Origin of the sequence: Methylobacterium oryzisoli (assembly GCF_046557895.1) — a bacterium.
Lineage (GTDB): Bacteria > Pseudomonadota > Alphaproteobacteria > Rhizobiales > Beijerinckiaceae > Methylobacterium > Methylobacterium oryzisoli.
In genome coordinates, this window is sequence record NZ_JBKIBX010000046.1 from 31629 (window position 1) to 49699 (window position 18071).

Annotated in this window: 30 protein-coding genes; 1 reads left to right on the forward strand and 29 read right to left on the reverse strand. The window is 69.3% G+C overall.

The genetic code is table 11. From position 1 onward, the window contains the following. Nucleotides 1–8 precede the first annotated feature (8 nt). The gene (locus tag ACKUB9_RS28625; protein ID WP_407530574.1) at nucleotides 9–1112 is read left to right on the forward strand and encodes a branched-chain amino acid ABC transporter substrate-binding protein; all 1104 of its coding nucleotides are present in this window, start codon (nucleotides 9–11) and stop codon (nucleotides 1110–1112) included. Nucleotides 1113–1263: 151 nt separating this feature from the next. On the opposite strand, the gene ACKUB9_RS28630 is transcribed toward ACKUB9_RS28625, so the two are convergent. The 29 genes from ACKUB9_RS28630 to ACKUB9_RS28770 all read right to left on the reverse strand — a co-directional run. Next, nucleotides 1264–2541 carry an aspartate aminotransferase type Ic gene (locus ACKUB9_RS28630; RefSeq protein WP_407530569.1) on the reverse strand — a complete coding sequence of 426 codons (1278 nt, stop codon included), beginning with the start codon at nucleotides 2539–2541 and terminating at the stop codon, nucleotides 1264–1266. A gap of 230 nt (nucleotides 2542–2771) precedes the next feature. Further along, complete coding sequence (rplQ, locus tag ACKUB9_RS28635) at nucleotides 2772–3191, reverse strand: 50S ribosomal protein L17 (RefSeq protein ID WP_407530567.1); 420 nt, start codon at nucleotides 3189–3191, stop codon at nucleotides 2772–2774. Nucleotides 3192–3341: 150 nt separating this feature from the next. Further along, on the reverse strand, nucleotides 3342–4391 hold the full coding sequence (locus tag ACKUB9_RS28640) for a DNA-directed RNA polymerase subunit alpha (protein ID WP_407530572.1): 1050 nt from the start codon (nucleotides 4389–4391) through the stop codon (nucleotides 3342–3344). Between the two features lie 196 nt (nucleotides 4392–4587). Then, nucleotides 4588–4977, reverse strand: coding sequence for a 30S ribosomal protein S11 (gene rpsK / locus ACKUB9_RS28645; protein WP_012330319.1), 390 nt, complete (start codon nucleotides 4975–4977; stop codon nucleotides 4588–4590). 131 nt (nucleotides 4978–5108) lie between these two features. After that, entirely contained in the window at nucleotides 5109–5477 is a 369-nt protein-coding gene (gene rpsM, locus ACKUB9_RS28650) for a 30S ribosomal protein S13 (protein ID WP_407530565.1), read from the reverse strand. Between the two features lie 219 nt (nucleotides 5478–5696). Next, nucleotides 5697–6296 (reverse strand): adenylate kinase, encoded by a 600-nt coding sequence (locus tag ACKUB9_RS28655; RefSeq protein ID WP_407530563.1) that lies wholly within the window; start codon nucleotides 6294–6296, stop codon nucleotides 5697–5699. Nucleotides 6297–6503: 207 nt separating this feature from the next. After that, nucleotides 6504–7841, reverse strand: a complete 1338-nt coding sequence (gene secY, locus ACKUB9_RS28660; RefSeq protein ID WP_407530561.1) for a preprotein translocase subunit SecY — start codon at nucleotides 7839–7841, stop codon at nucleotides 6504–6506. A 210-nt stretch (nucleotides 7842–8051) separates the two neighbouring features. Beyond that, nucleotides 8052–8540: a 50S ribosomal protein L15 gene (gene rplO, locus ACKUB9_RS28665; RefSeq protein WP_407530559.1), complete on the reverse strand. Its 489-nt coding sequence runs from the start codon at nucleotides 8538–8540 to the stop codon at nucleotides 8052–8054. A gap of 10 nt (nucleotides 8541–8550) precedes the next feature. Then, nucleotides 8551–8742 (reverse strand): 50S ribosomal protein L30, encoded by a 192-nt coding sequence (rpmD, locus tag ACKUB9_RS28670; RefSeq protein ID WP_407530557.1) that lies wholly within the window; start codon nucleotides 8740–8742, stop codon nucleotides 8551–8553. Nucleotides 8743–8753: 11 nt separating this feature from the next. Continuing rightward, nucleotides 8754–9329, reverse strand: a complete 576-nt coding sequence (rpsE, locus tag ACKUB9_RS28675; RefSeq protein ID WP_407530556.1) for a 30S ribosomal protein S5 — start codon at nucleotides 9327–9329, stop codon at nucleotides 8754–8756. A 101-nt stretch (nucleotides 9330–9430) separates the two neighbouring features. Next, nucleotides 9431–9793: a 50S ribosomal protein L18 gene (gene rplR / locus ACKUB9_RS28680; protein WP_407530554.1), complete on the reverse strand. Its 363-nt coding sequence runs from the start codon at nucleotides 9791–9793 to the stop codon at nucleotides 9431–9433. A gap of 12 nt (nucleotides 9794–9805) precedes the next feature. Continuing rightward, nucleotides 9806–10339, reverse strand: coding sequence for a 50S ribosomal protein L6 (rplF, locus tag ACKUB9_RS28685; RefSeq protein WP_407530552.1), 534 nt, complete (start codon nucleotides 10337–10339; stop codon nucleotides 9806–9808). 28 nt (nucleotides 10340–10367) lie between these two features. Further along, nucleotides 10368–10763: a 30S ribosomal protein S8 gene (rpsH, locus tag ACKUB9_RS28690; protein ID WP_407530551.1), complete on the reverse strand. Its 396-nt coding sequence runs from the start codon at nucleotides 10761–10763 to the stop codon at nucleotides 10368–10370. 16 nt (nucleotides 10764–10779) lie between these two features. Further along, nucleotides 10780–11085, reverse strand: coding sequence for a 30S ribosomal protein S14 (gene rpsN, locus ACKUB9_RS28695; protein ID WP_407530549.1), 306 nt, complete (start codon nucleotides 11083–11085; stop codon nucleotides 10780–10782). 43 nt (nucleotides 11086–11128) lie between these two features. Then, entirely contained in the window at nucleotides 11129–11695 is a 567-nt protein-coding gene (gene rplE / locus ACKUB9_RS28700; RefSeq protein WP_407530547.1) for a 50S ribosomal protein L5, read from the reverse strand. Next, a complete protein-coding gene (gene rplX / locus ACKUB9_RS28705) occupies nucleotides 11688–12005 on the reverse strand; it encodes a 50S ribosomal protein L24 (protein ID WP_407530545.1) in 318 nt (105 codons plus the stop codon). Before rplX ends, rplE begins: the two co-directional genes overlap by 8 nt. Next, nucleotides 12005–12373 (reverse strand): 50S ribosomal protein L14, encoded by a 369-nt coding sequence (rplN, locus tag ACKUB9_RS28710; protein WP_012330332.1) that lies wholly within the window; start codon nucleotides 12371–12373, stop codon nucleotides 12005–12007. Before rplN ends, rplX begins: the two co-directional genes overlap by 1 nt. Nucleotides 12374–12641: 268 nt before the next feature. Further along, the gene (rpsQ, locus tag ACKUB9_RS28715) at nucleotides 12642–12902 is read right to left on the reverse strand and encodes a 30S ribosomal protein S17 (RefSeq protein WP_407530543.1); all 261 of its coding nucleotides are present in this window, start codon (nucleotides 12900–12902) and stop codon (nucleotides 12642–12644) included. 15 nt (nucleotides 12903–12917) lie between these two features. Continuing rightward, the gene (rpmC, locus tag ACKUB9_RS28720) at nucleotides 12918–13133 is read right to left on the reverse strand and encodes a 50S ribosomal protein L29 (protein ID WP_238237959.1); all 216 of its coding nucleotides are present in this window, start codon (nucleotides 13131–13133) and stop codon (nucleotides 12918–12920) included. A 13-nt stretch (nucleotides 13134–13146) separates the two neighbouring features. Further along, nucleotides 13147–13560 (reverse strand): 50S ribosomal protein L16, encoded by a 414-nt coding sequence (gene rplP / locus ACKUB9_RS28725; RefSeq protein ID WP_012330335.1) that lies wholly within the window; start codon nucleotides 13558–13560, stop codon nucleotides 13147–13149. Nucleotides 13561–13592: 32 nt separating this feature from the next. Continuing rightward, nucleotides 13593–14345 (reverse strand): 30S ribosomal protein S3, encoded by a 753-nt coding sequence (gene rpsC / locus ACKUB9_RS28730; protein WP_238237961.1) that lies wholly within the window; start codon nucleotides 14343–14345, stop codon nucleotides 13593–13595. Between the two features lie 10 nt (nucleotides 14346–14355). Further along, nucleotides 14356–14739 carry a 50S ribosomal protein L22 gene (gene rplV, locus ACKUB9_RS28735; protein ID WP_015928591.1) on the reverse strand — a complete coding sequence of 128 codons (384 nt, stop codon included), beginning with the start codon at nucleotides 14737–14739 and terminating at the stop codon, nucleotides 14356–14358. 1 nt (nucleotide 14740) lies between these two features. Next, on the reverse strand, nucleotides 14741–15019 hold the full coding sequence (gene rpsS / locus ACKUB9_RS28740; RefSeq protein ID WP_407530539.1) for a 30S ribosomal protein S19: 279 nt from the start codon (nucleotides 15017–15019) through the stop codon (nucleotides 14741–14743). Nucleotides 15020–15039: 20 nt separating this feature from the next. Then, nucleotides 15040–15876, reverse strand: coding sequence for a 50S ribosomal protein L2 (gene rplB, locus ACKUB9_RS28745; protein WP_238237966.1), 837 nt, complete (start codon nucleotides 15874–15876; stop codon nucleotides 15040–15042). Nucleotides 15877–15903: 27 nt separating this feature from the next. After that, nucleotides 15904–16200, reverse strand: a complete 297-nt coding sequence (locus ACKUB9_RS28750) for a 50S ribosomal protein L23 (RefSeq protein ID WP_407530537.1) — start codon at nucleotides 16198–16200, stop codon at nucleotides 15904–15906. Then, a complete protein-coding gene (gene rplD, locus ACKUB9_RS28755) occupies nucleotides 16197–16817 on the reverse strand; it encodes a 50S ribosomal protein L4 (RefSeq protein WP_407530535.1) in 621 nt (206 codons plus the stop codon). Before rplD ends, ACKUB9_RS28750 begins: the two co-directional genes overlap by 4 nt. Next, nucleotides 16817–17563 carry a 50S ribosomal protein L3 gene (gene rplC / locus ACKUB9_RS28760; protein ID WP_407530533.1) on the reverse strand — a complete coding sequence of 249 codons (747 nt, stop codon included), beginning with the start codon at nucleotides 17561–17563 and terminating at the stop codon, nucleotides 16817–16819. Before rplC ends, rplD begins: the two co-directional genes overlap by 1 nt. 47 nt (nucleotides 17564–17610) lie before the next feature. Beyond that, nucleotides 17611–17919 (reverse strand): 30S ribosomal protein S10, encoded by a 309-nt coding sequence (gene rpsJ / locus ACKUB9_RS28765; protein ID WP_012330343.1) that lies wholly within the window; start codon nucleotides 17917–17919, stop codon nucleotides 17611–17613. Between the two features lie 82 nt (nucleotides 17920–18001). Then, on the reverse strand, nucleotides 18002–18071 hold a 70-nt coding region (locus ACKUB9_RS28770; protein ID WP_490390956.1), incomplete at its 5' end, for an EF-Tu C-terminal domain-related protein.

An 18071-nucleotide genomic window follows, 5' to 3' on the forward strand; every position in this document is an offset into this window, starting at 1 on the left:
CGTGGGACATGACGCGGAGCGGATTCCTGGCCCTGTGTCTGGCGCTCGCGTTCCTGCGCTTCGCCGACCCGGCCGCGGCCGACGTGATCATCGGCGTGGCGGTGCCGCGCACCGGGCCGGTGGCGGGCATCGGCGAGCAGGTGCTGCAGGGCGTCCAGGCGGCGGCGCGGGACGCCAACGCCCGCGGCGGCATCGCGGGCGAGCCCATCGTGCTCAGCGTGCAGGACGACGGCTGCGACCCCGGCCAGGCGGTCGAGGTCGCCGAGCGCTTCATGCAGGCGCAGGTGCGGCTCATCGTCGGCCACGTCTGCTCCAGCGCCTCGCTCGCGGCCTCGGACGTCTACGCGGCCAACGGCGCGGTGATGATCAGCCCGGCCTCGAACGCCGCCCGCCTCACCGACCGCGGCCTGCCCACCATCTTCCGGGTCTCGGGCCGGGAGGACGACCAGGGCCGGCTCTCGGCGACCATCCTGGCCGAGCGCTTCCGCGACAAGAAGATCGCCATCCTGTCGGACGACACGCCGCTCTCGCGCAGCCTCGCCGACTCGACCAAGGCCAACCTGAACAAGATCGGCCAGAACGAGGCGCTGTTCGCCACCATCGTGCCGGGCCAGACCGACGACGCGGCCCTGATCAAGCGCTTGCAGGGCGCCGGCATCGAGGTGGTGTATTACGGCGGCCACTACCAGGAGATGGGGCGCCTCGTGCGCGCCGCCGCCGAGCAGGGCTACCGCCCGCAATGGTTCGGCACCTCCGGCATCGCCACCAAGGAGTTCGGCGCGCTGGCGGGGCCGGCCAGCAACGGCGTGCTGATGACCTTCAACCCGGACCTGCGCCGCAAGCCCGAGGCGGCGGCCGCCGTCAAGGCCTTCCAGGCCGAGGGCATCGATCCGGCCGGCTTCACCCTCTACGGCTACGCGGCCCTGCAGGCCCTGGTGGAGGCCGGCAACTTCGCGAAGTCCACCGACCCGAAGGCCATCGCCGAGACCCTGCACGCGGAGCGGTTCAACCTCGTGCTCGGCAATGTCGGGTTCGACCAGAAGGGCGACGTCACCGCCCCCGGCTACGTCCTCTACGTCTGGCGCGACGGCGCCTTCACGTACGCCAACTGACGGGTCGGCCCCCAGCGGAAGACCTCTGACCGGCGAAGGACTTGAGGCGATCCGTTGATGTCGTGTGCGAAGGCCCGGCGCCCCGGCGCATATCCTCCCGTGCAGGATCAGGACGTCGGGGCAGGCCCCTGATCCCGCGATGTTTTCCGCCTCAGGCGCGCAGCCGCGCCTCGGCGGCGGCGATCAGCGTGCACAGCGCGATCACCTCGGCGGCGGCCTCCACCTCCGCGAGGCTCGGATAGGATGGCGCGAGCCGCAGCATCCGGTCCTGCGGGTCGCGGCCGTAGGGGTGCGTCGCGCCGGCCGGCGTCATCGCGAGGCCGCAGCCGGCGGCGAGGTCCACCACCCGGGTGGCGCAGCCGTCCGGCACCTCCAGCAGGATGAAGTAGCCGCCCTCGGGCGTCGTCCAGCGCGCCGCGCCCGAATCGCCGAGCACCCGCTCCAGCGTGTCGGTGACGGCCTTGAACTTCGGAGCCAGCAGGCGGCGGTGGCCCTCCATCAGCCGCTCGAGCGCATCGGCCTCGCGCAGGAAGCGGACGTGCCGCAGCTGGTTGAGCTTGTCCGGGCCGATGCTGCGCTTGCCCGCCTGGGCGAGGTACCAGCGCAGGTTCGCGGGCGAGGCCGCCAGGAAGGCGAGCCCGGCCCCGGCGAGCGTCACCTTGGAGGTCGAGGCGAACACGATCGGCCGGTCCGGCTGCCCGGCCGCGGCGGCGGCCTCCAGCACGTTGCGCAGCCGCGGCCGATGCGCGGTGAGGTGGTGGAGCGCGTAGGCGTTGTCCCAAAAGAGCCGGAAGTCGGGGGCGCCGGTCTCCATCCGGGCGAGCCGCTCCACGGTCTCGTCCGCGTAGGTCTCGCCTCCGGGGTTGGAGTATTGCGGCACGCACCACATCCCCTTCACCCGGGGATCGCGCGCGCGCTCCTCGACCACCGCCATGTCGGGGCCGGCCGGCGTCATCGGCACCGCTTCCATGACGATGCCGTAGGTCTCGCACAGGGCGAAGTGGCGGTCGTAGCCCGGGACCGGGCAGAGGAAGCGGATCTCCTCCTCGCGCGACCAGGGCCGGCTGCCGCCCGGCACGCCCTTCAGGAGCGCGTAGACGAGGCAGTCGTGCATGAGCGCGAGGCTCGAATTGTTGCCGACCGCGATCTGCTCCGGCGCCGCCCCGAGCACGCCGGAAAAGAGCCGGCGCACCTCCGCCAGCCCCTGGATGCCGCCGTAGTTGCGCGCATCCTCCCCCGCCTCGGTGAGATGGTCGCGGTTGCCCGGGAGCGTCAGCAGCCCCTCCGCGAGGTCGAGCTGCTCGGGGGACGGCTTGCCGCGGGTCATGTCGAGCTTGAGCCCGCGGCCCTGGAGGGTGGCGTAGCGGGTCTGCAGCTCCGCGAGGGTGCTGCGCAGGCTGTCGGGCGTCCGGTCGGCGAGGTGGGGCATGGGATCGATCCGGGGGCGTCGAGCAGCGCCCGATCACGACGCGATCGGGTGCTGCTCTCAGTCTTTGATGGGGCGCATCGTCCGCGACGAACCAGGATCCACTTCGTCGGACAATGCTCTCGGCGTCAGCCTCGCGCAGCCGGGGCGCGGGGTCCAGCCGGCGGTGCGGACGGCGCATGAAAAAAGGCGGCCCCGGGGGACCGCCTTCGTGGGTGGGACGGGAGGGAGCCTCAGGCCGCCTCGTCCGCCGACGCGGCCTGCGTCGGACCCGAATCCTTGCCGCGCGCGTCCACGTCGCGGTCCACGAACTCGATCACCGCCATCGGGGCGTTGTCGCCGTAGCGGAAGCCGGCCTTCATGATGCGGCAGTAGCCGCCGGAACGGCTCTGATAGCGGGGCCCCAGCACGTCGAACAGCTTGCGGACCATCGCCTCGTCGCGGATCTGCGCGATGGCCTGGCGGCGGGCGTGCAGGTCGCCGCGCTTGCCGAGCGTGATCAGCTTCTCGACCACGGGGCGCAGGTCCTTGGCCTTCGGCAGCGTGGTGACGATCTGCTCGTGCTTGATCAGCGCGGCCGACATGTTGGCGAACATCGCCTTGCGGTGCTCGACCGTGCGGTTGAAGCGGCGACCGCGGAAACCGTGACGCATGGCTGTCTCCTTTGATTCTCGGCCGCCGTGCCACGGGCCGGCCGGTGTTGATTGGCGAATAGCGAGTAGCGAGTAGCGAATAGAATGAGAGCGGAACCGGGGTGCCTGGTGCGACACCCCGATTCGCCACTCCCTATTCGCTATTCGCCCTCAGTAATGCTCCTCGAAGCGCTTGGCGAGATCCTCGATGTTCTCCGGCGGCCAGCCGGGGACGTCCATGCCGAGGTGCAGGCCCATGGCGGCGAGCACTTCCTTGATCTCGTTGAGCGACTTGCGGCCGAAGTTCGGCGTGCGCAGCATCTCGGCTTCCGTCTTCTGGATCAGGTCGCCGATGTAGACGATGTTGTCGTTCTTCAGGCAGTTCGCCGAGCGGACCGACAGCTCCAGCTCGTCCACCTTCTTGAGCAGGGCCGGGTTGAAGGGGAGCTGCGGCGCGAGCGGCGCGGCCTCCTCCTTGCGGGGCTCCTCGAAGTTCACGAAGATCTGGAGCTGGTCCTGGATGATGCGGGCCGCGTAGGCCAGTGCATCCTCGGGCGAGACCGCGCCGTTGGTCTCGACCGTCATGGTCAGCTTGTCCTTGTCGAGATCCTGGCCCTCGCGGGTGTTCTCGATGCGGTAGGACACCTTGGTGACGGGCGAGAACAGCGCATCGACCGGGATCAGGCCGATCGGCGCGTCCTCGGGCCGGTTGCGGTCGGCCGGGACGTAGCCCTTGCCGGTCGCCACCGTGAACTCCATGCGGATCTCCGCCCCCTCGTCGAGGGTGCAGAGCACGAGGTCCGGGTTCAGGATCTGGATGTCGCCGATCGTGCCGATGTCGCCCGCCGTGACCGAGCCGGGGCCGGTCTTGCGCAGGGTCATGCGCTTGGGCGCGTCGCTGTTCGAGCGGATCGCGATGGTCTTGATGTTGAGGACGATGTCCGTGACGTCCTCGCGCACGCCCGGGATCGACGAGAACTCGTGCAGCACGCCGTCGATGTGCACGGAGGTGACCGCCGCGCCCTGGAGCGAGGACAGGAGCACGCGGCGCAGCGCGTTGCCGAGCGTCGTGCCGAAGCCGCGCTCCAGCGGCTCGGCCACCACGGTGGCGACGCGCTTGGGGTCGTGCCCCGGGACGACATCGAGCTTGTTCGGCTTGATCAGCTCTTGCCAGTTCTTCTGAATCACCACGGTGACACCTCTCGTCGGCCTGCCGGGCAGGAGGCCGCGTCCGGCCCTGCCCTCGCCTCGTCCTGATGGTCTCGGGTACCCGGGGAAAGCGGATGCGGTCAGGACGCCGCCCCGTCACGCTCACCCAGCCATGTCAACGGCGAAGCCCAGCGCCCTTCTCAGGACGCCGGGCGCTTCGTCGATCCTCCCGCCGGCGCGGCCTCGCGCCCGGCGGGCCAGCCACGAATCAGACGCGGCGGCGCTTGCGCGGCCGGCAGCCGTTGTGCGGGATCGGGGTGACGTCGCGGATCGACGTCACGGTGAAGCCCGCCGCCTGCAGCGCGCGCAAAGCCGATTCGCGGCCCGAGCCCGGGCCCGACACCTCGACCTCGAGGGTGCGCATGCCGTGCTCGGCGGCCTTGCGGCCCGCATCCTCGGCCGCGACCTGGGCGGCGTAGGGGGTCGACTTGCGCGAGCCCTTGAAGCCCATCGCGCCGGCCGACGACCACGAGATCGTGTTGCCCTGCGCGTCCGTGATGGTGATCATCGTGTTGTTGAACGACGCGTTCACGTGCGCGACGCCGGACACGATGTTCTTGCGCTCGCGACGGCGGATGCGGGTTGCTTCCTTGGCCATATTCTCTTTCGATCCTTCAGGCGCGCCCGTGGTGCCAGGCGCTCGGGACGGTGTGCTGGAGGGGGCGGCGCAGGGCGGCCGCCGGGTGGACCGGGGGCCGAGCGCCCCGGGTCCGGACGGTCAGGGCCGGCTTACTTCTTCTTGCCGGCGATCGGCTTCGCCTTGCCCTTGCGGGTGCGGGCGTTGGTGTGGGTGCGCTGGCCGCGCACCGGCAGGCCGCGGCGGTGGCGCAGGCCGCGGTAGCAGCCGAGATCCATCAGGCGCTTGATGTTCATCGCGACTTCGCGGCGCAGATCGCCTTCCACGATGTAGTCGCGGTCGATCGCCTCGCGGATCTGCAGCACCTCGGCGTCGGTGAGCTGGTTCACGCGGCGCTCGGCCGGGATCCCGACCTTGGTGGTGATCTCCTCGGCCTTCTTCGAACCGATGCCGTGGATGTACTGCAGCGCGATGACGACGCGCTTGTTGGTCGGGATGTTGACGCCAGCGATACGGGCCACGTGTGCTCTCCATGGGCGCCCGGGCCGGCGGAGCCGCCGCGGGTGCCGAGTCGTTAGGTTATCGCGCGTCCGGTGGAGTCCGGCCCCTGCGCGCCGTCCCGACGGCAAATCGGCCCGGAGCGGCCTTGCAACAGGCACGCCGGGCCGTCCGGGTCTGAACGAAGGAGGGCGGACTAGCGCGGACGTGCAGGCTTGTCAACCAGCCCGTCCGCCGCCGTCTCACGCCGAGACGGGCTGCAGGCCGCGCAGGAGCGTCTCGATCTCCCGCGTCACCGCGTCGATCGGCGCCATCCCGTCGACCGTGCGCAGGAGGCCGGTGCCGGCGTAGTGCGCCGAGAGCGGCGCGGTCTGCCGGCGGTAGGCGTCGAGCCGGGTCTTGAACACCTCGGGCGTGTCGTCCTTGCGCACCGCCTCGCCGCGCGCCTCGGTCTCCGCCGCGCGCTTGGCGATGCGGCCCACGAGGGCGTCCTCGTCGACCTTGAACTCCACCACCGCGTCGAGGCGCAGCCCCTTGGCGGCGAGCATCTCGTCGAGGGCGACCGCCTGCGCCACGGTGCGCGGGAAGCCGTCGAGGATGAAGCCGCCCTTGGCGTCCGGCTCCTCGATGCGGTCCCCCACGATGCCGACCACCACCTCGTCGGGCACGAGCGCGCCGCTCTCCATCAGGCTCTTGGCCTTGAGGCCCACCGGAGTGCCGGCCGCCACCGCCGCGCGCAGCATGTCGCCGGTCGAGAGCTGCGGGATCCCGAACCGCTCGACGATCCGCGTCGATTGCGTGCCCTTCCCGGCGCCCGGCGGGCCGAGGAGTATGATCCGCATAACCTGTCTCTCCCTTGGGCGCCCCGGACGGCGACGGCGTCCGGCCGGGACCATAGTTCTAGAGCATGGCGGCCGGCCGGCGGTACCGGACCAAGAGCCGAGGCGATCGCCGAAGCCCATGCCGACGACGGGGCGCGTCCGCGGCCCGCCTCCGATGATGCGGGAGCGGGCGGATCCGCGAAACCCGTCCCGCGCCCCGACTATGGGCTAACGCCGCCGGGCGCCGCGCAGCTTCGCCTTCTTGACCAAGCCCTCGTACTGGTGCGCGAGCAGATGGCCGTGGACCTGCGCCACCGTGTCCATCGTCACCGAGACGACGATCAGCAGCGAGGTGCCGCCGAAGTAGAAGGGCAGCGAGGCGTAGGAGACGAGGATCTCGGGGATCAGGCAGATCAGCGTCAGGTAGGCGGCGCCGATCACCGTAACGCGGCTGAGCACCTTGTCGATGTACTCCGCCGTGCGCTCGCCCGGCCGGATGCCCGGGATGAAGCCGCCGTGCTTCTTGAGGTTGTCGGCCGTCTCCTGCGGGTTGAACACCACCGCCGTGTAGAAGAAGGCGAAGAAGATGATCAGGGCCGCGTACAGGACCATGTAGGCGGGCCGGCCGTGACCCAGATAGGTCGCGAGCGTGGCGACGATGCCGGTGCCGTTCGGATCGGTCTGGAAGCTCGCCGCGGTGGCCGGCAGCAGCAGCAGCGAGGAGGCGAAGATCGGCGGGATCACGCCCGGGGTGTTCAGCTTGAGCGGCATGAACGAGGTCTGCCCCTCGTACATCCGGTTGCCGACCTGGCGCTTGGGGTAGTTGATCAGCAGCCGGCGCTGCGCCCGCTCCATGAACACGATGAAGTAGACGACCACCGCCGCCATCACGGCGACGCCGAGGATCACGGGCGTCGAGAGCGCGCCCTGGCGGCCGAGTTCGAGGGTGCCGGCGATGGCCGAGGGCAGGTGCGCGACGATGCCCGCGAAGATGATCAGCGAGGAGCCGTTGCCGATGCCGCGCGAGGTGATCTGCTCGCCGATCCACATCAGGAACAGGGTGCCGCCGGTCAGCGTGATCACCGTCGAGATGACGAAGAACGGCCCGGGATCCTGGACGATGCCGCCCGAGCTCTGCAGGCCCACCGCGATGCCCCAGGCCTGGAAGATGGCCAGCACGACCGTGAGGTAGCGCGTGTACTGGTTGAGCACCTTGCGGCCGGACTCGCCCTCCTTCTTCAGCGCTTCGAGCGAAGGCAGCACCGAGGTGAGGAGCTGCACGATGATCGAGGCCGAGATGTAGGGCATGATGTTGAGCGCGAAGATCGCCATGCGCTCGACCGCACCCCCCGAGAACATGTTGAACAGCCCGAGCACGCCGCCTTGCGCGTTGGCGAAGCTCTGGCGCAGCGCGTCCGGGTCGATCCCGGGCAGCGGGATGTAGGTGCCCAGGCGGTAGACGATCAGCGCGCCGAGGGTGAACCAGATGCGCTTCTTGAGTTCCTCGGCCTTGGCGATGGCGCCGAAGTTGAGGTTGGCGGCGAGCTGCTCGGCTGCAGAGGCCATGATGCTGTCCTCAGAGCATTTTCCGACGAAGTGGATCCCGGTTCGTCGCAGAAAATGCGGCAAGATCGATGACCTGGAGCAGCATCCGGTTCAACCGGACCGGATGCTGCTCCAGAGGGCGGCGGGGCGCGGCGGCGCCTGAAAACAAGGGCGGCGGCCTCGCGCTGCTCGCACGGGCCGCCGCCGATCTCGTCCGACTTAAGGTCTGCCTTACGCGGACGCAACCGCGCCGTCGGTCGCGGCGAGCGCCTGGGTCACGGAGCCGCCGGCCTTCTCGATGGCGGCCACGGCCGACTTCGACGCCCGGGCGACCTCGAAGGTGAGCTTGGCGCTGAGTTCCCCGACGCCGAGGATCTTCACGCCGTCGCGCACCCGGGCGACCACGCCCGCGGCGTGCAGGGCCTCGACGGTGACGGGCACCGCCGGGTCGAGCCGGCCGGCATCCACCGCCTGCTGGATGCGCCCGATATTGACCTCGTTGAGGTCGGTCGCGCCCGGGTTGTTGAAGCCGCGCTTCGGCAGGCGCCGATGCAGCGGCATCTGGCCGCCCTCGAAGCCCTTGATGGCCACGCCGGAGCGGGCCTTCTGGCCCTTCACGCCGCGGCCCGCGGTCTTGCCCTTGCCCGAGCCGATGCCGCGGCCCACGCGCATCCGGTTCTTGGTCGCGCCTTCGTTGTCGCGAATCTCGTTCAGCTTCATGACGCCCTCCTCACGCCGCGTCGTCGAGGACGCGCACGAGGTGATGCACCTTCGCGATCATGCCGCGCACGGACGGATTGTCCGGGAGCTCGGCGATGCGGTGGAGCTTGTTCAGCTTGAGGCCGATCAGCGTCTGGCGCTGGCTGGCCTCGCGGCGGATCGGGGAGCCGATCTGCTGAACCCGCACGGTCTTCTCTGCCATCGCTGCCCTCCTCACGCGGCGTCGGCCGAATCGGCGCCGGGCTCGGCGTCGCGACGGCGGGCCTGGAGGGCCGAGACCTTGAGGCCGCGGCGCGCCGCGACCGCGCGGGGCGAATCCTCGCGCTTGAGCGCGTCGAAGGTGGCGCGGATCAGGTTGTAGGGGTTCGACGAGCCGAGCGACTTCGCCACCACGTCCTGCATGCCGACCGATTCGAACACGGCGCGCATCGGGCCGCCCGCGATGATGCCGGTGCCCTGGGGCGCGGCGCGCAGGATGACCTTGCCGGCGCCGTGACGGCCGGCGACGTCGTGGTGGAGCGTGCGGCCCTCGCGCAGGGCCACGCGGATCAGGCCGCGCTTGGCCGCCTCGGTGGCCTTGCGGATGGCTTCCGGCACCTCGCGGGCCTTGCCGTGGCCGAAGCCGACGCGGCCCTTCTGGTCGCCCACGACCACGAGCGCCGCGAAGCCGAAGCGCCGGCCGCCCTTCACCACCTTGGCGACGCGGTTGATGTGGACGAGCTTGTCCACGAACTCGCTGTCGCGCTCCTCGCGGTCGTCGCGGCGACGACCCTCACGTTCACGTGCCATCAGATCACATCCGGTTCACTGGCGCGGGCGGCGGTCCCGCTCGCGTGTTGTCTTGTCCGCCGTTGGTGCGGGGCGCGCGGCCCCGCCCGGAAGAGGAGTTTTCAGAACTCCAGCCCGCCCTCGCGGGCGGCGTCGGCCAGCGCCTTGACGCGGCCGTGGAAGAGGTAGCCCGAGCGGTCGAAGATCACTTGGGTGACCCCGGCTGCCTTGGCGCGCTCCGCCACCAGCTTGCCCACCTCGGCGGCGGCGGCCTTGTCGGCGCCGGTCTTGAGGTTGGCGCGCAGGTCCTTGTCGAGGCTGGACGCCGCGGCGAGCGTGCGCCCGCTCGCGTCGTCGATGACCTGGACGTAGATCTGCTTGGAGGAGCGGAACACCGAGAGGCGCGGACGCCCGTTCGCCGCCGCCCGGATCGCCCGGCGCACGCGGGCGCGGCGCCGGTCCTGCAGGTCGATTTTGCGAGACATCTCCGGCGATCCTTACTTCTTCTTGCCTTCCTTGCGGAAGATGAACTCGCCGGCGTACTTCACGCCCTTGCCCTTGTAGGGCTCGGGGCCGCGGTAATCGCGGATCTCCGCCGCGATCTGGCCGACGCGCTGCTTGTCGATGCCCGTCACGATGATCTCGACCGGCCGCGGCGTCGTGATCGTGATCCCGGCCGGGATCTCGTACTCGATGTCGTGGCTGTAGCCGAGGGACAGCTTGAGCACCTTGCCGGCGACCGCGGCGCGGTAGCCGACGCCGTTGATCTCCAGCTTCTTCTCGAAGCCCTTGGTCACGCCCTCGACGAGGTTGGCGACCTGGGCGCGCGAGAGGCCCCACATCGCGCGGGCCTCCTTGGACTGCGAGCGGGGCTGCACCGAGATGGCGCCGTTCTCCTGCGTGACCTCGACCTGGTCGGGGACGCGGAAGGACAGCTCACCCTTGGAGCCCTTGATCTTGACGTTCTGGCCGTCGACCGTGGCGGTGACGCCGGCCGGGACGGGCACGGGCTTCTTGCCTACGCGGGACATTGTCGTCTCTCCTGATGGGACGGCAAGGTCAGAAGACCTTGCAGAGCACCTCGCCGCCGACGTTGCGCTCGCGCGCCTCGTGGTCGGCCATGACGCCCAGCGGAGTGGACACGATGGTGATCCCCAAGCCGTCGGCGACGCGCGGCAGGGTATCGACCGACGAATAGACCCGGCGGCCGGGCTTCGAGACGCGCTCGATCGAGCGGATCACGGGCGCGCCGTCGTGGTACTTGAGCTCGATCGCGAACTCGGTGCGCCCGTTGCCGTAATCGGTCGTGGCGTAGTCGCGGATGTAGCCCTCGGACTTCAGCACGTCGAGGACGCGGGCGCGGAGCTTGGAGCCCGGCGTCTGCACCACGTTGCGGCGGCGCTGCTGACCGTTGCGGATGCGGGTGAGCATATCGCCCACGGGATCGGTGATCATCTGTGGCGCCCTCCCCTTACCAGCTGGACTTCACGAGGCCCGGGATCATCCCGCGCGAACCGAGGTCGCGCAGGGCGACGCGGGAGATGCCGAGCTTGCGGTAATAGGCCCGCGGGCGGCCGGTCATCTCGCAGCGGTTGCGGATGCGGGTCGGGTTCGAGTTGCGGGGCAACTCGGCCAGCTTGAGGCGCGCCTCGAAGCGCTCCTCCATCGGCAGCGACTCGTCGTTCGCCGTCGCCAGCAGCGCCTCGCGCTTGGGGGCGAAGCGCTGGGCCAGCGCGCGCCGCTGCTTGTTTCTCTCGATCTTGCTCTTCTTGGCCATCTCTAATGCTCTCCGGTTGCCGCGTCTGAGGAGCGGACGATCCTCACTGCCGGAACGGGAAGTTGAAGTGCTTGAGCAGGGCGCGGGCCTCGGCATCGGTCTTCGCCGTCGTGGTGACGACGATGTCCATGCCCCAGCTGTTCTGCGCCTTGTCGTAGTTGATCTCGGGGAACACGAGGTGCTCCTTGATGCCGAGGGCGTAGTTGCCGCGTCCGTCGAAGGACTTTGGGTTCAGGCCGCGGAAGTCGCGCACGCGCGGCAGCGCGATGGTGACCAGGCGGTCCATGAACTCGTACATGCGCTGGCGGCGCAGCGTGACCTTGCAGCCGATCGGCATGTTCTCGCGCACCTTGAAGGTCGCGATCGCCTTGCGGGCGCGGGTGATGACCGGCTTCTGGCCGGCGATCAGGCCGAGATCCTCGGCCGCCACCGTCGCCTTCTTGGAATCCTGCGTCGACTCGCCCACGCCCATGTTGATGACGATCTTCTCGATCGTCGGCACCTGCATGGGGTTGGTGTAGCCGAACTCCTCGATCATCTTGGCGCGCACCACGTCCTCGTAGTGCTTCTTGAGCCGCGGCGTGTAGCCGTCCTTCACCGCCTCAGCCATCGATCAGATCTCCCGAGCGCTTTGCGAAGCGCACCTTGCGTCCGTCCTCCAGGATGCGGAACCCGACCCGGGTGGGCTGGCCATCCTTGGGGTCGCGCAGCGCCAGGTTCGACAGGTCGATCGCGGCCTCCTTGGAGATGATGCCGCCCTCTTGGTTCTGCGTCTGGCGCTGGTGGCGCTTGACGAGGTTCACGCCGCGCACCAGCGCGCGGTTCTCCTTCGGCATCACCTGGATCACCTCGCCCGAGCGGCCCTTGTCCCGGCCGGTCAGCACGATGACGGTGTCGCCCTTCTTCACCTTCGCGGCCATCACAGCACCTCCGGGGCGAGCGAGATGATCTTCATGTGGTTGCGGGCGCGCAGCTCGCGCGGCACCGGCCCGAAGATGCGGGTGCCGATCGGCTCCTTCTGGTTGTTGATCAGCACCGCCGCGTTGCGGTCGAAGCGGATCACCGAGCCGTCGGGACGGCGCACGTCCTTGGCGGTGCGCACGACGACCGCCTTCATGACGTCGCCCTTCTTCACGCGGCCGCGCGGGATCGCCTCCTTCACGGAGACCACGATGATGTCGCCGACGCCCGCATACTTGCGCTTGGACCCGCCGAGCACCTTGATGCACATCACGCGACGTGCGCCGGAATTGTCGGCGACGTCCAGATTCGTCTGCATCTGGATCACGACCCAACACCCTTTCCTTGTTTCAGGCAGGTCTCCGCGGCGCGACGCGCGCCCCGGACGGCAGCCTGATGGGGATCTGACGTCCCCGCCATTGAAGAGACCGCGCTGCGGCGCTGAGGCCGGCGCGGTCGACGAACGCGATGATGGGCGCGGACACCCGTCATGTCTGTCGTGGAGGCCGGTCGGTTACACCGGTTCGGCCCGGATGACAAGCGGCTTTCGGCTCTGCGCGGCCCCCTCCCCCGCTGGACGCGGGGGAGCCGGCGCGTCACGCCTCGACGGTCGCCGCCTCGGCCGCCCCGCCCTCGACCAGCTTCCAGGTCTTGAGCTTGGAATAGGGCCGCGACTCCTCGATGAACACCAGCTGCCCGACCTTGGCGACGTTGTTCTCGTCGTGGGCGTGGTAGTTCTTCGACCGGCGAACGGTCTTCTTCATCACCGGGTGGGTGAAGCGGCGCTCCACCTTCACCACGACGGTCTTGTCCTGCTTGTCGCTGACCACGACGCCCTGCAGCACGCGCTTCGGCATGGGCTCCTACTCCTATCAGCCTTGCGCCGCCTGCAGCGTCTTCTGACGCTGCAGGGTCCGGACGCGGGCGATGTCCCGGCGCACCTCGCGGATGCGCGCGACGTTCTCGAGCTGACCCGTCGCCCGCTGGAAGCGCAGGTTGAACTGCTCCTTCTTCAGGTTGACGAGTTCCTCGCTGAGCTGATCCGGCGACAGCGCGCTCAGGTCAGACTGCCTCTGGCTCGACTTCATGGTGGGGTCTCCCTCAATCCGCGATGCGCTGGATGAAGCGCGTGCGGACCGGCAGCTTGGCCGCGCCGAGACGCAGCGCCTCGCGGGCGATGTCCTCGGCGACGCCGTCGATCTCGAACATCACCCGGCCCGGATGGACGCGGGCCGCCCAGTACTCGGGCGAGCCCTTGCCGGAGCCCATGCGGACCTCGGTCGGCTTCTGGGTCACGGGCACGTCCGGGAAGATCCGGATCCACACGCGGCCCTGGCGCTTCATCTCGCGGGTGATCGCGCGGCGGGCCGCCTCGATCTGACGCGCGGTGACCCGCTCGGGCTCCAGGGCCTTGAGGCCGTAGGAGCCGAAGTTCAGGTCGGTCCCGCCCTTCGCGGTGCCGTGGATGCGGCCCTTGAACTGCTTGCGGAACTTCGTCTTCTTGGGTTGCAGCATCGCAGCCTCTCAAAACCTCCAGCGTGGCGTCGTCAGGCCGCGTCGCGTCCGCCGCGATCACCGCGGTCGCCGCGCTCGCCCCCGCGCTCACGCTCGCGACGTCCGCCCGAGCGGCCGCCCTCCTCGTGGGCACGCTTGTCCTGCGCCATCGGGTCGTGTTCGAGGATCTCGCCCTTGAACACCCACACCTTGATGCCGCAGGTGCCGTAGGTGGTGAACGCGGTCGCCGTGCCGTAATCGACGTCGGCGCGCAGCGTGTGCAGCGGCACCCGGCCCTCGCGGTACCATTCCAGGCGCGCGATCTCGGCCCCGCCGAGGCGGCCCGAGCAGTTGATGCGGATGCCCTCGGCGCCGAGCCGCATCGCCGACTGCACGGCGCGCTTCATCGCCCGCCGGAACGCCACGCGGCGCTCCAGCTGCTGGGCGATCGAGTCGGCCACGAGCGTCGCGTCGATCTCGGGCTTGCGCACCTCGACGATGTTGATCGTCACGTCGGCTTTGGTCATCGTGCCGACGAGCTTGCGCAGCTTCTCGATGTCGGCGCCCTTCTTGCCGATCACCACGCCCGGACGACCCGAGTGGATGGTGACGCGGCACTTCCGGTGCGGACGCTCGATCACGATCTTGGAGACCGCGGCCTGCTTGAGCTGCTTCATCAGCGCCTGGCGGATCGCGACGTCCTCATGCATGAGGCGGGCGTACTCGCCCTTGTTCGCGTACCAGCGCGAGTCCCAGGTCCGGTTGATGCCGAGCCGGAGACCGATCGGATTGACCTTCTGTCCCATCGTTAACTCCTCACGCGGCCTCGGCCCGGACCTCACGCACCACGATGGTGAGGTTCGAGAACGGCTTCAGGATGCGCGCGCCGCGACCGCGGGCGCGGGCGTGGAAGCGCTTGAGAACCAGCGCCTTGCCCACGTAGGCCTCCTTGACGACGAGATCGTCGACATCGAGGTCGTGGTTGTTCTCGGCGTTGGCGATCGCGCTCTCGAGGCACTTCTTGACCTCGACGGCGATGCGCTTCTGCGAGAACTGCAGGTCGGCGAGCGCGGTCGCGACCTTCTTGCCCCGGATCAGCTGCGCCACGAGGTTCAGCTTCTGCGGGCTGACGCGCAGCATACGCGCGACGGCCTTCGCCTCGTTCTCGGGGAGCGCGCGGGGTGCTGCTGCCTTGCCCATCTTAGCGCCTCTTCGCCTTCTTGTCGGCCGCGTGCCCGTGGAAGGTGCGGGTCGGCGAGAACTCGCCGAACTTGTGCCCGACCATCTCCTCGGTGACGTAGACCGGGATGTGCTTCTGCCCGTTGTAGACCCCGAAGGTCAGGCCAACGAACTGCGGAAGGATCGTGGAGCGCCGGCTCCAGATCTTGATCACCTCGCTGCGGCTGGAGCCGCGCGCGGTTTCCGCCTTCTTGAGGAGGTAGCCGTCGACGAACGGCCCCTTCCAGATCGAACGTGACATGGGTCGAAGCTCCTTCGCCCTTACTTCTTGCGGTTGTGTCGGCTCGACACGATGAAGGTGTCGGTCCGCTTGTTCGAGCGGGTCTTCTTGCCCTTGGTCGGGAAGCCCCACGGGGTGACCGGATGACGGCCGCCCGAGGTGCGGCCCTCGCCGCCGCCGTGCGGGTGATCGATCGGGTTCATGGCGACGCCGCGGTTGTGCGGGCGCCGGCCGAGCCAGCGCTTGCGGCCGGCCTTGCCGAGCGAGATGTTCATGTGGTCGGGGTTCGAGACCGCGCCCACCGTGGCGTAGCACTGGCCGTGCACGAGGCGCTGCTCGCCCGAGTTCAGGCGCAGCGTGACGTAGCCCTGGTCGCGGCCGACGATCTGGGCGTAGTTGCCCGCCGAGCGGGCGATCGCCCCGCCCTTACCGATCTTCAGCTCGACGTTGTGCACGATCGTGCCCACCGGCATCGCGCCGATCGGCATGGCGTTGCCGGGCTTGATGTCGACGCTGTCGCCCGACACCACCTTGTCGCCGGCCTTCACCCGCTGCGGCGCCAGGATGTAGCTCTGCGCCCCGCCCTCGTAGGTCACGAGCGCGATGAAGGCGGTGCGGTTGGGATCGTACTCGATCCGCTCCACCGTCCCGACCTTGCCGGCGTGCTCGCGGCGCTTGAAGTCGACGTTGCGCAGCGTGCGCTTGTGCCCGCCGCCGCGGAAGCGGACCGTGACCCGCCCCAGGTTGTTGCGGCCGCCGGACGAGGTCTTGCCCTCGGTGAGCGCCTTGACCGGCTTGCCCTTGTAGAGTTCGGACCGGTCCACGATCACGAGCTGGCGAAGGCTCGGCGTGACCGGCTTGAATGTCTTCAAAGCCATCGTCTTCTATCCCTTAACGCCGTCCTCTCAGAGCCCGGTCGTGACGTCGATGGTCTGGCCCTCTTCGAGGGTGACGATCGCCTTCTTCACGTCCGAACGCTGGCCGCGTTGACCGCGGAACATCTTGGTCTTGCCCTTGGTGACGAGCGTGTTGACGCTCTTCACACGAACCTCGAACAGCCTCTCGACCGCTTCCTTGATCTGCGGCTTGGTGGCCTTCGGGGCGACCCGGAAGACGACCTTGTTGAGCTCCGAGAGGTTGGTGGCCTTCTCGGTGATCACGGGAGAGACGATGACGTCGTAGTGGCGCGGATCCGCACTCATTTGAAACGCGCCTCCAGCGCATCGACCGCCGCGCGCGTCAGGACGAGCTTGTCGCGACGCAGGATGTCGTAGACGTTGATGCCCTGCACCGGCAGGACGTCGATGGACGGCAGGTTGCGCGCCGCGCGGCCGAAGTTCTCGTCCACCTCGGACCCGCCGATGATGAGCGCGTTCGACCAGCCGAGCTTGCCGAAGCGCTCCTTGAGCGCCTTGGTCTTGGCCTCCTCCAGCCGCACGTCGTCGACGACGACGAGGGACTCGGACTTGGCCTTGGCCGAGAGGGCGTGCCGCAGCGCCAGCGCCCGGACCTTCTTGGGCAGGTCGTGGGCGTGCGAGCGCACCTGGGGCCCGTGGGCCGGGGCGCCGCCGCGGAACTGCGGGGCGGTGGCGGCGCCGTGACGGGCGTTGCCGGTGCCCTTCTGCTTGTACAGCTTCTTCGTGGTGCGGGCGATCTCACCACGGGTCTTCACCGCGTGGGTCCCGGCCTGGCGCTTGGCCAGCTGCCAGCGCACGCAGCGCTGCAGCAGGTCGGCGCGGGGCTCCAGCCCGAAGATGGCGTCGTTGACCTCGACCGAACCGGCTTCCGCCCCGTCGAGCGTCGTGATCTCGAACTTCATCACGCGTTCTCCTCAACGGCCGGAGCTTCGGGGGCCGCCTGCGGGGCCTCGACCGGCGCGCCGCCATTGCCCTGCTCGCGGAACTTGCCCGGCATCGGCGCCTCGGCCGGCAGCTTGCGCTTGACCGCGTCGCGCACGTGGATCCAGCCGCCCGCGACGCCCGGCACCGCGCCCTCGACCAGGATCAGGCCGCGCTCCGGATCCGTGCGCACGACGCGCAGGTTCTGGGTCGTGACCCGATCGACGCCGAGGTGGCCCGGCATCTTCTTGTTCTTGAAGGTCTTGCCCGGATCCTGGCGGCCGCCGGTCGAACCGATCGAGCGGTGCGAGACCGACACGCCGTGCGACGCACGCAGGCCGCCGAAGTTCCAGCGCTTCATGCCGCCCGCGAAGCCCTTACCCGTGGTGGTGCCCGTCACGTCGACGAACTGCCCCGGGATGAAGTGGTCGGCGGTGATCTCGGCGCCCACCGGGATCATCGCGTCCTCGCTGACGCGGAACTCGGCGAGCTTGCGCTTCGGCTCGACCTTGGCGATCGCGAAGCGGCCGCGCTCGGCCTTGGACACGTTCTTCACCTTGGCCTTGCCGACGCCGACCTGCAGCGCGACGTAGCCGTTCTTCTCGACCGTGCGGTGAGCGACCACCTGGCACTGATCGACCTTGAGCACCGTGACCGGAACATGCTCGCCGGCGTCCGTGAAGACGCGGGTCATGCCGACCTTCTGTGCGATGACTCCTGAGCGCATGGTTCTCCCCCGCGCATTCTGCCCGAAACTCCGAAGCCCTCAGGGCCTCAGAGCTTGATCTCCACGTCCACGCCCGCCGCGAGGTCGAGCTTCATCAGCGCGTCCACGGTCTGCGGGGTGGGGTCGACGATGTCGAGCACGCGCTTGTGGGTGCGCATCTCGAACTGCTCGCGCGACTTCTTGTCGATGTGCGGCGAGCGGTTGACGGTGAACCGCTCGATGCGGGTCGGGAGCGGGATCGGCCCGCGGACCTGCGCGCCCGTCCGCTTCGCCGTCGAGACGATCTCGCGGGTCGACGAGTCCAGGATGCGATGATCGAACGCCTTGAGGCGGATGCGGATGTTCTGGCCGTTCATTGTGTCTTGGTCCTCGCGACGGGGAAGGGGCGGGCTCGAGGGCCCGCCCCCTCACCTGTCCCGTTGGAGTGGGCCGGTTGGTTTATTCCGAGATGCTCGCGACGACGCCGGCACCGACGGTGCGGCCGCCTTCGCGGATGGCGAAGCGCAGC

Bases quoted from the DNA above. Each gene is read 5' to 3' on its own strand.
- rpsN (WP_407530549.1), bottom strand. From the start codon at position 11,085: ATGGCCAAGAAGAGCAAGATCGAGAGAAACAAGCAGCGGCGCGCGCTG.
- rpsH (WP_407530551.1), bottom strand. From the start codon at position 10,763: ATGATCACCGATCCCGTGGGCGATATGCTCACCCGCATCCGCAACGGT.
- rplO (WP_407530559.1), bottom strand. From the start codon at position 8,540: ATGAAGCTGAACGAGATTCGCGACAACGAAGGCGCGACCAAGAACCGG.
- rpsJ (WP_012330343.1), bottom strand. From the start codon at position 17,919: ATGAACGGCCAGAACATCCGCATCCGCCTCAAGGCGTTCGATCATCGC.
- rplV (WP_015928591.1), bottom strand. From the start codon at position 14,739: ATGGGCAAGGCAGCAGCACCCCGCGCGCTCCCCGAGAACGAGGCGAAG.
- rplB (WP_238237966.1), bottom strand. From the start codon at position 15,876: ATGGCTTTGAAGACATTCAAGCCGGTCACGCCGAGCCTTCGCCAGCTC.
- rplQ (WP_407530567.1), bottom strand. From the start codon at position 3,191: ATGCGTCACGGTTTCCGCGGTCGCCGCTTCAACCGCACGGTCGAGCAC.
- rplE (WP_407530547.1), bottom strand. From the start codon at position 11,695: ATGGCTGAGGCGGTGAAGGACGGCTACACGCCGCGGCTCAAGAAGCAC.
- rpsS (WP_407530539.1), bottom strand. From the start codon at position 15,019: ATGTCACGTTCGATCTGGAAGGGGCCGTTCGTCGACGGCTACCTCCTC.
- rplR (WP_407530554.1), bottom strand. From the start codon at position 9,793: ATGTCTCGCAAAATCGACCTGCAGGACCGGCGCCGCGCCCGCGTGCGC.
- rplF (WP_407530552.1), bottom strand. From the start codon at position 10,339: ATGTCCCGCGTAGGCAAGAAGCCCGTGCCCGTCCCGGCCGGCGTCACC.
- ACKUB9_RS28625 (WP_407530574.1), top strand. From the start codon at position 9: ATGACGCGGAGCGGATTCCTGGCCCTGTGTCTGGCGCTCGCGTTCCTG.
- rpsK (WP_012330319.1), bottom strand. From the start codon at position 4,977: ATGGCCAAGGAAGCAACCCGCATCCGCCGTCGCGAGCGCAAGAACATC.
- ACKUB9_RS28750 (WP_407530537.1), bottom strand. From the start codon at position 16,200: ATGAGTGCGGATCCGCGCCACTACGACGTCATCGTCTCTCCCGTGATC.
- rpmC (WP_238237959.1), bottom strand. From the start codon at position 13,133: ATGAAGTCGAGCCAGAGGCAGTCTGACCTGAGCGCGCTGTCGCCGGAT.
- rplC (WP_407530533.1), bottom strand. From the start codon at position 17,563: ATGCGCTCAGGAGTCATCGCACAGAAGGTCGGCATGACCCGCGTCTTC.
- rplD (WP_407530535.1), bottom strand. From the start codon at position 16,817: ATGAAGTTCGAGATCACGACGCTCGACGGGGCGGAAGCCGGTTCGGTC.
- rpsQ (WP_407530543.1), bottom strand. From the start codon at position 12,902: ATGCCGAAGCGCGTGCTGCAGGGCGTCGTGGTCAGCGACAAGCAGGAC.
- rpsC (WP_238237961.1), bottom strand. From the start codon at position 14,345: ATGGGACAGAAGGTCAATCCGATCGGTCTCCGGCTCGGCATCAACCGG.
- rplX (WP_407530545.1), bottom strand. From the start codon at position 12,005: ATGGCCGCGAAGGTGAAGAAGGGCGACACCGTCATCGTGCTGACCGGC.
- ACKUB9_RS28655 (WP_407530563.1), bottom strand. From the start codon at position 6,296: ATGCGGATCATACTCCTCGGCCCGCCGGGCGCCGGGAAGGGCACGCAA.
- rplP (WP_012330335.1), bottom strand. From the start codon at position 13,560: ATGCTGCAACCCAAGAAGACGAAGTTCCGCAAGCAGTTCAAGGGCCGC.
- secY (WP_407530561.1), bottom strand. From the start codon at position 7,841: ATGGCCTCTGCAGCCGAGCAGCTCGCCGCCAACCTCAACTTCGGCGCC.
- ACKUB9_RS28630 (WP_407530569.1), bottom strand. From the start codon at position 2,541: ATGCCCCACCTCGCCGACCGGACGCCCGACAGCCTGCGCAGCACCCTC.
- rpsE (WP_407530556.1), bottom strand. From the start codon at position 9,329: ATGGCACGTGAACGTGAGGGTCGTCGCCGCGACGACCGCGAGGAGCGC.
- rpmD (WP_407530557.1), bottom strand. From the start codon at position 8,742: ATGGCAGAGAAGACCGTGCGGGTTCAGCAGATCGGCTCCCCGATCCGC.